At 72.5% G+C, this 12442-nt stretch carries 12 protein-coding genes; all 12 read left to right on the forward strand.

Annotated elements, in window-relative coordinates; translation table 11 throughout:
- Positions 1–199: 199 nt before the first annotated feature.
- Positions 200–703 carry an HNH endonuclease gene (locus VM840_05255; GenBank protein ID HVL80982.1) on the forward strand — a complete coding sequence of 168 codons (504 nt, stop codon included), beginning with the start codon at positions 200–202 and terminating at the stop codon, positions 701–703.
- 14 nt (positions 704–717) lie between these two features.
- Positions 718–1239 (forward strand): carbonic anhydrase, encoded by a 522-nt coding sequence (locus VM840_05260; GenBank protein ID HVL80983.1) that lies wholly within the window; start codon positions 718–720, stop codon positions 1237–1239.
- Between the two features lie 88 nt (positions 1240–1327).
- Positions 1328–2146: a Gmad2 immunoglobulin-like domain-containing protein gene (locus tag VM840_05265; GenBank protein HVL80984.1), complete on the forward strand. Its 819-nt coding sequence runs from the start codon at positions 1328–1330 to the stop codon at positions 2144–2146.
- A gap of 183 nt (positions 2147–2329) precedes the next feature.
- Positions 2330–2755, forward strand: coding sequence for a division/cell wall cluster transcriptional repressor MraZ (gene mraZ, locus VM840_05270; protein ID HVL80985.1), 426 nt, complete (start codon positions 2330–2332; stop codon positions 2753–2755).
- A 10-nt stretch (positions 2756–2765) separates the two neighbouring features.
- Entirely contained in the window at positions 2766–3836 is a 1071-nt protein-coding gene (gene rsmH, locus VM840_05275) for a 16S rRNA (cytosine(1402)-N(4))-methyltransferase RsmH (GenBank protein HVL80986.1), read from the forward strand.
- Between the two features lie 53 nt (positions 3837–3889).
- Positions 3890–4231, forward strand: coding sequence for a hypothetical protein (locus tag VM840_05280; GenBank protein HVL80987.1), 342 nt, complete (start codon positions 3890–3892; stop codon positions 4229–4231).
- The gene (locus tag VM840_05285) at positions 4232–6025 is read left to right on the forward strand and encodes a penicillin-binding protein 2 (GenBank protein HVL80988.1); all 1794 of its coding nucleotides are present in this window, start codon (positions 4232–4234) and stop codon (positions 6023–6025) included.
- Between the two features lie 56 nt (positions 6026–6081).
- A complete protein-coding gene (locus tag VM840_05290; protein HVL80989.1) occupies positions 6082–7530 on the forward strand; it encodes a UDP-N-acetylmuramoyl-L-alanyl-D-glutamate--2,6-diaminopimelate ligase in 1449 nt (482 codons plus the stop codon).
- Positions 7518–8867: a UDP-N-acetylmuramoyl-tripeptide--D-alanyl-D-alanine ligase gene (gene murF / locus VM840_05295; GenBank protein ID HVL80990.1), complete on the forward strand. Its 1350-nt coding sequence runs from the start codon at positions 7518–7520 to the stop codon at positions 8865–8867. Before VM840_05290 ends, murF begins: the two co-directional genes overlap by 13 nt.
- Positions 8868–9953 carry a phospho-N-acetylmuramoyl-pentapeptide-transferase gene (mraY, locus tag VM840_05300; GenBank protein ID HVL80991.1) on the forward strand — a complete coding sequence of 362 codons (1086 nt, stop codon included), beginning with the start codon at positions 8868–8870 and terminating at the stop codon, positions 9951–9953.
- Complete coding sequence (murD, locus tag VM840_05305; protein ID HVL80992.1) at positions 9950–11338, forward strand: UDP-N-acetylmuramoyl-L-alanine--D-glutamate ligase; 1389 nt, start codon at positions 9950–9952, stop codon at positions 11336–11338. The genes mraY and murD overlap by 4 nt, the downstream gene beginning before the upstream one ends.
- The coding region (gene ftsW / locus VM840_05310; GenBank protein ID HVL80993.1) for a putative lipid II flippase FtsW at positions 11335–12442 on the forward strand (1108 nt) is incomplete at its 3' end. The genes murD and ftsW, both read left to right, overlap by 4 nt.

Consider the following 12442-nt stretch of genomic DNA (forward strand, 5'->3'; position numbering starts at 1 on the left):
CGGGGAGGCCGAGGGGGTGTCCATCGCCGTGGACGTCGCGACGCAGCTCCGGACGGAGGCGGCGGGGGTCTACATCTGCCCGCCCTTCCGGCGTTACGACCTGGCCGCCGAGGTCGTGGAGGCCGTCCGCGGATAGCCTCCCCAGCGCCTGTCCCGACGGCGCCGCACGGTATCATTCGCGGCAAGGCGGTGATGGACCTTGGGAAGAGCCCTCGTCCTGAATGCGAGCTACGAGCCGCTGGGCGTGGTCGCCGTGCGGCGGGCGGTGGTGCTCGTCCTCGGTGAGAAGGCCGAGGTCCTCGAGAACAACGGGGCGATCTTCCGGTCCGAGAGCGTGGTCCTGGAAGCCCCGAGCGTCATCAAGCTCCGTCACTACGTCCGGGTCCCCCGCCGGGTGACCGTGGCTCCCAATCGCAAGGCCGTCTTCCTGCGCGACGGCCACACCTGCCAGTACTGCGGGCGCCCCGCGGAGAACGTCGACCACGTGATCCCGCGGTCGCGGGGAGGCACCCACACGTGGGACAACGTGGTCGCGGCGTGCCGGCGATGCAACGGCCGCAAGGAGAACAGATACTTCCACGAGGTCGGCCTCCACCTGGCCCGTCAGCCGAAGGCCCCCCCGCCCGGCTTCTGGCTGCGGATGGTGGTCGGTCGCGCCGAGCCCGAGTGGCAGGCTTACCTCGAGCACCAGCAGGGAGCCTGACCGCAGGAGGAGCGATGGCCAGCGACCACGTACCTGTCTCTGAGAGGATCGAAGCCGCCCTGCGCGCGAACGCGGCCTACGCCGACTCGTTCGCGCGGTCGGGGCTCCCGGTGGCCCCCGCCGGCCGCCTGGCCGTCGTCGCGTGCATGGACGCACGGATCGACGTCGCGCAGATGCTCGGGCTCGACCTCGGCGACGCGCACGTGATCCGCAACGCCGGCGGGATCGTGACCGACGATGTCCTGCGCTCGTTGATCGCCTCCCACCACCTGGGCGGGACAGAGGGCGTCATCGTCGTGAACCACACGAAGTGCGCCGTCCTCACGTCGCGGGAGGACCTGGAGGCGCGACTCTCCGCCGAGACGGGTGTCGAGCCGGGCATCCCCGTCCGCGTCGAGGTGTCCCCCGACCCGGGCGAGAACGTCCGGGCGCAGATGTCCAGGGTCCGGTCCCACCCGTGGATCCCCGGATCGGTCGTCGTCCGGGGCTTCGTCTACGACGTCGACACGGGCCGCCTCGACGAGGTGGACGCCTAACCCGGCGCCGCGGCGCCGGCCCGCGCCCAGATCCGTCGCCCGGGAGCCGGGCACGGCTACGGTGGTCACCCGACCACGAGGTGACGAGATGAAGAGGATGCTCGCGCTCCTGCTCCTGCTGTCGGCGTTCTCCGCCTGCGCGGCGAGCCCGCAGGAACCCGAGGCGACACCCCGCACCACACCCGCGGCCACGCCGGTCTGCCGGCAGGGGGGTCCGTGGGCGGAGGACGGCGAGGTCGATGTGGAACCCGGGGCCGGTGGCGCCGACTCCATCTCCGCGCTGCGGTGGGACGCGCACGACGGCTGCGAACGGTTCGTCGTTGACCTGGGGGCGGGCGAGGCAGGACGGGTCGAGGCTCGCGTGATACGGGAGGCGGGGGTCGTGCGGATCGACCTCCCCGGGGTGACCTCCGTGGACCCCGCCCACACCGAGGCGAGGTATGACGGACCCCTCGCCCGCGGCGCGTACGTCGTCACCTCCGACGACGGAGGGAACCTGTTCGTCGATCTCCATCTAGCCTCGGCGGCCGAGGTGTCCGTGAGGACGCTGGGCTCACCGGGACGGATCGTGATCGACCTGCGCCCCGGGGGCGGACCGGTCCCTCCGGCCGCGGCGACCTCGGACCGCGTCGTCGTCCTGCAGCCGCGCGCCGGGGCCGCGGCCTACCCCCTCACGGTCAGCGGCTACTCGCGCACCTTCGAGGCGAACGTGGTCCACCGACTCGAACAGGGCGGCCGGGAGGTCTCGACCGGCTTCACCACCGCGACCTCCTGGTCCGAGACGTGGGGCTGGTACGCCTTCACGATCGACCGCGGGCCCACAGGGGACGTGACCCTGCACGTGGGCGAGGAGTCCGCCGAGGACGGCACCTGGGAGGGCGCCGAGGTGGCCCTCTCGATGCGCTAGCCGGCCGGCGCCGAACACCCGTTCCGAAAGCCGAACATCATCCGTGTTGTTTGGTGGGGTGGAGTGGAGTACAGTGGCGCAACTTGGGGCTCAAAGGAGGCCCGGTGGAGTCCGGGTGGCGCCGCTGGGAGCCTCCCGCGGGCCCCTGGGGGAGACGGCGGCGGATCGTGTGGAGGAGAGCGGTTGTTCCTCGGAGAGCACAGGCACTCGCTGGACCCCAAGGGCCGGGTGATCTTCCCGACCCGCTACCGCGACGAGCTGGGCACCCAGGTCGTGGTCCAGAAGGCGAACGAGAGGTGCCTGCTGGTCTGGCCGATGGCGGCGTGGCAGGAGATCGAGGAGAAGGTCCGGTCCCTGCCCACCACGACCGACCCCCGAGCACGGCGGTTCGCACGCTTCTTCTTCTCGCAGGCGTCGATGGAGCGGGTCGACGGGCAGGGGAGGCTCACGATCCCCCAGCCGCTGCGCGAGTACGCGGGCCTGAGCCGCGACGTCGTGATCGTCGCGGCCGGCAACCGTCTGGAGATCTGGAACGCCGAGGCCTGGGACACGCATGTGTCCGACGTCGAGGAGCACGTGGACGAGTTCGCCGAGCAGCTCGGGATCTGAGGAGGTCCGGATGCTGGTACGAACGACGAAGCGGGGAGCGGCCATGCGGGTCATGCCGCGGGATCGGCAGAGGCGTCCGGACGGGCGGCCCCTCATCGACCTGCGGCCGGGCGAGCGCCCGTCGGAGCGGAGGCCGCTCGTGACGGGGACCCACCAGCCCGTGATGGTCGAGGAGGTCCTGCACTTCCTCTCCCCGCGGCCCGGCGGCGTCTACGTCGACGCGACCCTCGGAGCCGGGGGCCACGCCGAGGCGGTCCTGGACTCGGTGGGCGGACGCTGCACGCTGATAGGCATCGACCGCGACCCGTTCGCGCTCAACCTCGCCGCGCACAACCTGGCCCCGTGGGGGGGCGCGGTCCGGCTCGTGCAGGCCCCATTCGACGAGATCGAGTGGATCGTGGCCGGACAGGGGGTCGACCAGGTGGACGGCGTCCTGCTCGACCTCGGGATGTCCTCCATGCAGATCGACGACCCAGAGCGGGGGTTCTCGTTCCACCGCGACGGTCCGCTGGACATGCGGATGGACCCCGGCTCCCGCCTCTCGGCCGCCGAGGTGGTCAACTCCTACGACCTGGACCGGCTCGAGCGGGTGATCCGCACCTACGGAGAGGACCGGTACGCGCGACGGATCGCCCGAGCGATCGGCGAGGCCCGCAGCCGCGGTCCGATCCGCACCACCGCGCACCTGGCCGGGATAGTGGCCGACGCCTACCCGGCTCCCGCCCGCAAGGCCGGACATCCCGCCCGCCGGACCTTCCAGGCCCTGCGGATAGAGGTGAACGACGAGCTCGGACGGCTGGAGCGGGTGCTGCGCTCGTCCATCGGGCTGCTCTCTCCCGGCGGGCGGATCGTCGTGCTCTCCTACCACTCGCTCGAGGACAAGATGGCCAAGAGGCTCTTCGCCTCCTCGTCGGACCCCGACGCGCCGCTCCCCGGCCTGGGGACCTCCGGGGAGGGCGTGCTCCAGGTCCTGACGCGGGGGGCGGTCCTGCCTTCGGAGGCGGAGGTCCAGCGAAACCCGCGGGCGTCCTCCGCGAGGCTGCGGGCGGCCGCCCGTCGTCCGATGGGGGGTGGGCGGTAGTGGCCACCCGGGCCAGGCGCTCGCCGTCCCCGCGCACGGCGCCTCACCTCCGGGTGATCCCCGGCGGCGCGCGTCGGCGAGCCACGCTCCCCTTCGCGGTCGTGCTCGTCCTGGCCGTGTTCGCGGTGGCCGCGCTCCAGGCCTACCTCGGCCAGGAGGGGTACCGGATGTCGCGCATCGAATCGGAGCTCAAGGTGGCCGAGGAGCGGTACGTGCTCCTCCGCGCGCAGCTGGCCGAGCTCTCCTCCCCCTCCTCGCTGGAGCGGGCGGCCGCCGAGATGGGCATGACGTCCGACGCCGATCCGGTCTTCCTCCCCGCCCCGACCGACCTGCCGGACCCGGAGGTCCGGGCCGCGCCCTACGACTCGAAGAGACTGCTCACGACGGGAGGCTAGATGCATCACCTGGGGGCCCGCAGGCGCGCCTCGGCGATGCTCGCGCTGATCCTGATCCTCCTGCTCGCGATCGGTCTCCGGCTCGCCGTCGTGCAGGCCGTCCAGGCCGAGGAGTTCTCGGCCAAGGCGAAGCAGCAGCGCCTGCGTCACATCGAGCTCCCGGCTCGCCGAGGGGCCATATACGACCGCGACGGGCGCGAGCTGGCCATATCGATCCCCGCCCGCACCATCTTCGCCAACCCCAAGCAGATCACGGACCCGGCCGGGGTGGCCCGCGCGCTGGCTCCCATCCTCGGGCTCGACGTAGAGGAGCTGACCTCCCGCCTCGAGCGCAAGGACAGGGGGTTCGTGTACCTAGCCCGGCGCGTCGACGTGGACGCCGCCCGCCGGGTCGAGGAGCTCGACCTGGTCGGCATCGGGCTGGTCGAGGAGGCGCGCCGCATCTACCCGGGCGGGCCCCTGGGCGCCAACATCATGGGGTTCGTGGGTACCGACGCGAAGGGGCTCTCAGGGCTCGAGTCGACGTTCGAGGAGATGCTCGGGGGCCAGGCCGGGTGGCGCCAGGTGGAGCTCGACCCGAAGGGCCGGCGCATCGCCCAGGGCGTCTTCCACGAGAAGCCGCCCGTCCCCGGCGCGGACCTCGTCCTGACCATCGACCGGGAGCTGCAGTTCGCGGCCGAGCGCGCTCTCCGGAAGGCCGTGGAGGAGACCGACGCCGCGGGCGGCTCGGTCGTGGCGCTCGATCCGCGCACCGGCGAGATCCTGGCCATGGCCAACTCGCCCACCTTCGACCCCAACGACCTCTCCACGGTCGAGGAGGGGGCGACGCGCAACCGGGCGGTCACCGACGTGTTCGAGCCGGGCTCCGTCTCGAAGGTGATCACCGCCGCCGGGGCCCTCGAGGAGGGAGTGGTCACCCGCGAGAGCACCTACGGGGTGGCCTCGACGATCAGGCTGGCCGGGCGCGTCTTCTCCGACGCGCACGAGCACGCCCCGAAGACGATGACCTTCGAACGGATCATCGCCGAGTCGTCCAACGTCGGGACGATCAAGGTCGCGCAGGCGCTGGGAGCGGAACGGCTCGAGCGCTACATGTCGCTGTTCGGCTACGGACAGCCCACCGGGCTCGGGTTCCCGGGCGAGTCGGCCGGGATCCTGCCGTCCGCCACCCGCTGGAGCACTTCCCTGCCGACTATGGCCATCGGGCAGGGGGTGTCCGCGACCGGCCTGCAGCTGGCCAAGGTCTTCGCCACCGTGGCGAACGGCGGTGTCTCGCTGCAGCCCTCGCTCGTGTCCGGCTGGGTGGACGCGGAGGGGGAGCTGCACCGGTCCTCGCGCGGCCGCGCGGTCCGGGTCGTCTCCGAGGAGACCTCCGCCGTCCTGCGGGAGATCCTCACCTCGGCGGTCGAGGACGGTACCGGCACCCGGGCCCGGATCGAGGGGTACAGGGTCGCCGGGAAGACCGGGACCGCGCAGAAGGTCCAGCCCGGCGGGGGCTACAAGGGGTACATGGCCTCCTTCATCGGGTTCTTCCCGTCGGACGCCCCCCGCATAGTGATCTCGGTCACGCTGGACGAGCCCTCGCCCTACTACGGCGGGATCGTGTCCGCGCCCGTCTTCCGGGAGGTCGGCCAGGCGGCCGTCCGGATCCTGCGGATCCCTCCCGCCGAGCCGACCAGGGAGGCGCAGCCCGACCCCCAGGTCCGCACGGCGGGGAGGGAGACCGAGCGGCTGATCGACGGTCCGGGCCCGGCGGGAGGAGGATCCGGCCCCGACGGGGCGGTGCTACGATGACCGGCGCCGGGCCCCCGGGGCATATCCCCGGTCCGTCTACCGATCCCGGCCACCTCATGGACTGGACGCTGCGAAGCCTGCTCGACGCCTCCGGGACGGACGCCTCCCTCACCGGCGACGCGCCCGTCGCCGGCATCTCCTACGACACCCGGCGCGTGGCTCCCGGCGACCTCTTCTGCTGCATCCGGGGGGCGAAGGTGGACGGTCACGACCTGATCCCCGAGGCGCTCGGGGCGGGCGCGGCCGCGCTGCTCGTCGACCGTGACGTCGACGCGTCGGCGCCGATGGCCCGGGTCGGCGCGGTCCGTAGGGCGATGGGCCACGTGGCGGCCGCCTTCTTCGGGCGGCCTTCGGAGCGACTCGCCGTGGCCGGGGTGACCGGGACGAACGGGAAGACGACGACCTCCTATCTGATCGACGCGATGGCCACCGCCGCGGGCCGCCGGACCGGGCTCATCGGCACGGTCGAGACGCGCGTCGCCGGGGCGGGAACCCCCGCCGTCCGGACCACCCCCGAGTCGGTCGACCTGCAGCGGCTGTTCGCGGACATGCTGTCCAGCGGCTGCGAGGTCGTCTCGATGGAGGTGGCGTCGCACGGACTGGACCAGCGCCGGGTCGGGGGCACGAGGTTCGCGGCGGCAGGGTTCACGAACCTCACCCAGGACCACCTCGACTACCACGGGACCATGGAGGAGTACTACCTGGCGAAGGCCTCCCTGTTCACGCGGGAGTACACGCCCATCGCCGTGGTCAACACCGACGACCCCTACGGGCAGCGCCTCGCCGGCGAGATAGACGGACCGGACCTCATCACCTACGGGAGCCGGGGCGAGGTGACCTGGCGCGACCTGCAGGCCTCGCGCACCGGCACCTCCTTCGACCTGGTGACCCCGGCGGGGGAGGTGCGGGTGGAGACGCATCTCGTGGGGCACTACAACCTGCACAACATCTGCTGCGCCGCCGCGATCGCCGCGGTGGGACTCGGCCTCGACCTGGAGGCGGTGGCGGCCGGGGCGGCGAACGTGCTCGTCCCCGGCCGGCTCGAGCCGGTCGACGCCGGTCAGGGGTTCGCGGTCCTCGTCGACTACGCCCACACGCCCGACGCGGTGGCCAACGTCCTGCAGGCGGTGCGCGGGCTCAGTGACGGCCGCGTCATCGTCGTGCTCGGCTGCGGCGGCGACCGAGACAGGGCCAAGCGGCCGCTGATGGGGAGGATGGCGACCGAGCTCGCCGACCTCGCCGTGCTCACGTCCGACAACCCGAGGTCGGAGGACCCCGACGCCATCCTCGACGAGGTGGAGGCGGGAGCGACGGGTCCGTTCGTGCGGGTGACCGACCGGCGGGCGGCGATCGCCGAGGCCCTGGCCGCGGCCCGCCCCGGTGACGTGGTCGTGATCGCCGGCAAGGGGCACGAGACCGGCCAGCAGTTCGCCGACCGCACCCTCCCGTTCGACGACCGGATCGTCGCGCGGGAGTTGCTCGAGGAGCTCGGATGCCGCGCCTGACCGCCGGCGAGACCGCCCGAACGACCGGTGGCCGGCTCGTCGGCGACGCCGCCGCGGGGGCCGACACGGTGGTCGCCGACTCCCGGACGGCCGGGCCCGGCACCGCCTTCGTAGCCGTCCGGTCCGGACACGACCACGTCGCCTCCGCGCTCGGGTCCGGGGCGTCCTTCGCGATCGTGCAACGGGCCGAGGCCGTGCCCCCGGACGCCACAGCCGTCGTGGTGGACGACGTCGAGGACGCCCTCGCACGCCTCGCCACCGACCTCCGGCGGCGGCTGGGAGCGCACGTGGTGGGGATCACCGGGAGCACCGGGAAGACCATCACGAAGGACCTCCTCGCGGCGGCGCTCCGCTCCCGGTTCCGGGTCCACGCCACGGCGGCGAGCCAGAACGCCGAGCTGGGGGTCCCTCTGACCGTCCTGGGTTGCCCGGACGACGCCGAGATCCTCGTCTGCGAGCTGGGGGCCCGGGCTCCCGGCCAGATCGCCGCCCTGTGCGAGATCGTCGCTCCGCGGATCGGTGTGATCACCGGCATCGGCTGGAGCCACGTGGAGGTGTTCGGCTCCCGCGACGCGATCGCGTCCACGAAGAGCGAGCTCCTCGCCTCCCTCCCGCCCGACGGGGTGGCGGTCGTCCCGGCGATGGACGAGTACCTGCACGTGATGGCGGCCCGGACCTCCGCGCCGGTCCGGACGGTGGGCCCCGGCGGGCACGTGCGCTTGAGCGACGTCGCCGTCGACCCGGTCGGACGTCCGACCGCCACCGTCCATCTCCCGGGCGGGTCCGAGGTCCGGCTCCGCGTCCCGCTTCCCGGCCGGCCCCTGCTGCGCAACGGCGCCCTGGCGCTCGCGGTCGCCGTGGAGATGGGGGCCGACCCCCATGCGGCGGCCGAGGCGATATCGCACGCGCCGACCAGCGCGTGGCGCATGGAGGTTCACGAGATCGAGGGGCGGACGATCGTGAACGACGCGTACAACGCCAACCCGACCTCGGTCCCAGCCTCCCTGCGCACGGTGATGGAGATGGCGGGAGACCGGCCGGCCTGGGCGGTGCTCGGCGAGATGGCCGAGCTCGGACCCCTGGCGGACGAGCAGCACCGTCGGATCGGACGGATCGCGGCCGCCCTGGGGTTCGAGGTGGTCGCCGCGGTCGGGTCGGGCGCAGCGCTTATCGCGGAGGGGGCGGGAGGTGTCGCGACGAGGGTGGACGACGCGCGGGAGGCCGCCGAGCTGATCCGGACCGCGCCCGCCGGGGCCGTCGTCCTGGTGAAGGGGTCGCGCGTCACCGGGCTCGAGCGGGTCACGCGCCTGCTGACGGCGAGCGGGGTGGCGCGGTAGATGCAGGGACTGCTGGTCGCCACCGCGATAGCCATGGCGTTCGCCCTGGTGGGGACGCCCTGGCTCATCGAGCTCTTCCGGGCGCGCGGGGTCGGGCAGCTGATCCGAGAGGACGGTCCGGCCGCGCACTTCGTGAAGCACGGGACCCCGACCATGGGAGGACTCGTGCTCCTGATCGCGGCGACCATCGGGTACGTGCTCTCCCATGTGCGGCTCTCCGGGTTCAGCCTCTCGCTCACGCGGATGCATCCCCAGGCCGGGCTCGTGCTCGGCGCGGGGTGGGCGCTCGGCCTGCTGGGCGCGATGGACGACCTCACGAAGATCAGGCACCGCCGCTCCCTGGGGCTGAACAAGCGGGCCAAGGTCGCCGGACAGGTGATAGCCGGCTGCGCGCTCGTCTACGGCGCGATCACGTGGGGGGACGTGCCTAGCCAGATCACCTGGAGGGGGTTCGCGCTCGCCTGGTTCGAGATGCTGCCGCCGATCGTCTTCGCCGGCTGGGTGTTGCTGCTCATCGTCGGGACATCCAACGCCGTCAACCTCACCGACGGGCTCGACGGGCTCGCCAGCGGAGCCTCGGCGATGGCCTTCTTCGTGTTCACGATCATCGGGTACTGGATGGCCCGCCACCCGGGCCTGTACCTGGGCGCCCGCGGGGCGTCCTTCACCGACCCCCGGCTCCTCGACGTGGCGGTGGTCTCGGCCGCCTTCCTGGGCGCGTGCATCGGGTTCCTCTGGTGGAACGCCGCTCCCGCCAGGATCTTCATGGGGGACACCGGGTCGCTCGCGCTGGGCGGGGTGCTGGCCGCGCTCAGCCTCATGACGCGCACCCAGCTCCTGCTAGTCGTGATCGGCGGCCTCTTCGCGGTGGAGACGCTCTCGGTGATCGTTCAGGTGGTCTCGTACCGGCTGTTCGGCGGCCGCCGCGTCTTCGCCATGGCCCCCCTGCACCACCACTTCGAGCTGCGCGGGTGGGCCGAGTTCACGGTGATCGTCCGCTTCTGGCTCATCGCGGCGCTGCTCTCGGGGCTGGGGCTCGCCCTCTTCTACCTCGAGTACCTCGCCCGCGGGGGCCTGGAGGTATGAGCCCCGAGCTGAAGGACAGCCGGGTCCTCGTGCTCGGCCTCGGCCGGTCCGGACTGGCCGTCGCCGAGGCGCTGCTCGAGGCCGGAGCGCTGGTCCGCGCATCGGACTCTCGCCCCGACCTCGACGCGGACCCCCGGGTCCACGAGCTGCGCGCGCGGGGAGCCGAGATCGAGCTCGGAGGCCACGCCCGGGCGGGGGACTGGATCGACGCGTCCGACCTGGTCGTCCCCTCGCCGGGCATCAGCCCCTCTTCGGACTTACTGGTCCGCGCCTCGGAGGCGGGCGTCCCCGTCATCTCCGAGATCGAGCTCGCCTTCCGCTCCGTGAGTGCTCCGGTCGTCGCCGTCACGGGGACGAACGGCAAGACGACGACGTGCCGGATGATCGGCGCGATCCTGAGCGCCGAGGGGCGGGAGGCGGTCGTGTGCGGCAACATCGGGCGACCGTTCGTCACCGCTGCCCTCGAACACCCCTTCGCGGACGCGTTCGTGGTCGAGGTGTCGTCGTTCCAGCTGTACTTCTGCGAGTCGTTCCACCCGGTGGTGTCGGTGATCACGAACATCGCCCCCGACCACCTCGACTGGCACGGCTCCCTGGCCGCCTACCGAGAGGCGAAGGGCCGCATAGCGGCCAGGCAGACCCCGGACGACTGGTTCGTCCACCCGGCCGCGCAGCCGGACCTCGCCGAGCTCGCCCCGCCGTCCGGACCGAGGCGGATCGCGTTCGCCCGGGAGCCCGTCCGGGGGGGCGACGCCGTCTGGACCGACGGCCCGGCGATGTACGCGAGGATCGGCTCCGACGACGTGGACGAGATCGGCCCCCTCGGCCCGCTCGCCGACCTCGGAGCGCCGTTCGTCGAGGACGGCCTGGCCGCCGCCGCCGCCTCGATCGCCTACGGCGTGCCTTCCCCGGTCGTCGGCGAGGCGCTGCGCTCCTTCACGCCGGACCGGCACCGGGTGGAGACCGTGGCCCGGTACCGCGATGTCCTCTACGTGGACGACTCGAAGGCCACGAACCCGCACGCCGCGGCCGCGGCCATCCGCAGCTTCAACCGGGTCGTCCTGATCGCGGGAGGCCGCAACAAGGGGCTCGACCTGTCCGAGCTCACCCGGGAGGCCGGCCGGCTCGCCGGGGTCGTGGCGATCGGCGAGGCGGGGCCGGAGGTGGAGGCTGCCTTCCGGGCGACGTCCGTACCGGTGCTGAAGGCCGCGTCGATGGAGGAGGCGGTGGAGCTCGCATCCTCGATGGCCGGCCCCGGCGACGCCATACTGCTCTCACCGGCTTGCTCGTCGTACGACCGCTACCGCGACTACGCGGAGCGGGGGGAGGCGTTCCAGGAGGCCGTGCGGCGCTTCACGGAAGGGGCAGGGGGCGTGTACAGGTGAGCGCGACCCAGGCACGGACCGCGCAGCTCCGCGCCCGCACGGGCGAGGTGGCGGACCGCCCCGACGTGACCCTCGTGCTCGCGGCGTCCGCCCTCACGATCATCGGACTCGTGATGACGCTGTCGGCGTCGAGCGCGGTCGCCGCCGCCTCCACGGGTTCGGCGTTCTCCATCTTCGCGAAGCAGTTCCTGTGGGCGTCGCTGGGGTTCGCGGCGATGCTCGCCTTCTGGCGGATCGACTACCGGCGACTGCGTGGATGGAGCTACATCGCCGTCCCCGTCATCTGGTTCCTGCTCATCCTCACGGTGATCCCCGGCATCGGGTCCGAGGCCTACGGGGCTTCGCGGTGGTTGTCCATCGGTCCGCTCTCCCTGCAGCCCTCGGAGACGGCGAAGCTGGTCCTCCTCGTCTTCGGGGCCGACGTCCTGTCCCGGAAGCTGCCGCTGCTCGACGACTGGCGCCACGTGATGGTCCCGCACCTGGCCGTGGTCGGGGTGACCTGCGTGCTGGTGCTGACCCAGCCCGACTTCGGCACCACGGTGATCATCGCCGGGTCCGCGATGCTGATGGCGTTCCTGGCCGGCGCGAGAGCGCAGTTCCTCGGCACCCTCACGTTGGCCGGGATAGTGGCCGGCTTCCCGGTGATGCTGATGGAGGGTTACCGGTTCCAGAGGTTCATGGCGTTCCTCCAGTCCGACACGAACTCGCTCGACGGCGGGTACCAGGCCGCTCAGGGTCTGATCGCGCTGGGCTCGGGAGGTCTCTTCGGGATGGGCCTCGGGAGCAGCCGGCAGAAGTACATGTACCTCCCGAACGCGCACACCGACTTCATCTTCGCGATCCTCGGGGAAGAGACGGGGTTGGCCGGAACGCTCACGGTGCTGTTGCTGTTCGGGGTCGTGGCCGTCGTCGGGATCCGCATCGCGCGCCGGTCCTCCGACCCATTCGGGTTCCTGCTCGCGGCCGGCGTGATCGGGTGGATCTCGGTGCAGGCGCTCATCAACATCGGGGCCGTCACCGGGGTCCTGCCCATCACGGGCGTCCCGCTCCCGCTCGTCAGCTTCGGGGGCTCGTCCCTCCTGTTCTCGCTCGCCGCGCTGGGGA

The organism is Actinomycetota bacterium, assembly GCA_035540895.1.
Classification (GTDB): domain Bacteria; phylum Actinomycetota; class JAICYB01; order JAICYB01; family JAICYB01; genus DATLFR01.

Coding starts and splice junctions, on each gene's coding strand:
- VM840_05260 (HVL80983.1), top strand. CDS start 718: ATGGCCAGCGACCACGTACCTGTCTCTGAGAGGATCGAAGCCGCCCTG.
- VM840_05265 (HVL80984.1), top strand. CDS start 1,328: ATGAAGAGGATGCTCGCGCTCCTGCTCCTGCTGTCGGCGTTCTCCGCC.
- rsmH (HVL80986.1), top strand. CDS start 2,766: ATGCTGGTACGAACGACGAAGCGGGGAGCGGCCATGCGGGTCATGCCG.
- VM840_05285 (HVL80988.1), top strand. CDS start 4,232: ATGCATCACCTGGGGGCCCGCAGGCGCGCCTCGGCGATGCTCGCGCTG.
- VM840_05290 (HVL80989.1), top strand. CDS start 6,082: ATGGACTGGACGCTGCGAAGCCTGCTCGACGCCTCCGGGACGGACGCC.
- murF (HVL80990.1), top strand. CDS start 7,518: ATGCCGCGCCTGACCGCCGGCGAGACCGCCCGAACGACCGGTGGCCGG.
- mraY (HVL80991.1), top strand. CDS start 8,868: ATGCAGGGACTGCTGGTCGCCACCGCGATAGCCATGGCGTTCGCCCTG.
- murD (HVL80992.1), top strand. CDS start 9,950: ATGAGCCCCGAGCTGAAGGACAGCCGGGTCCTCGTGCTCGGCCTCGGC.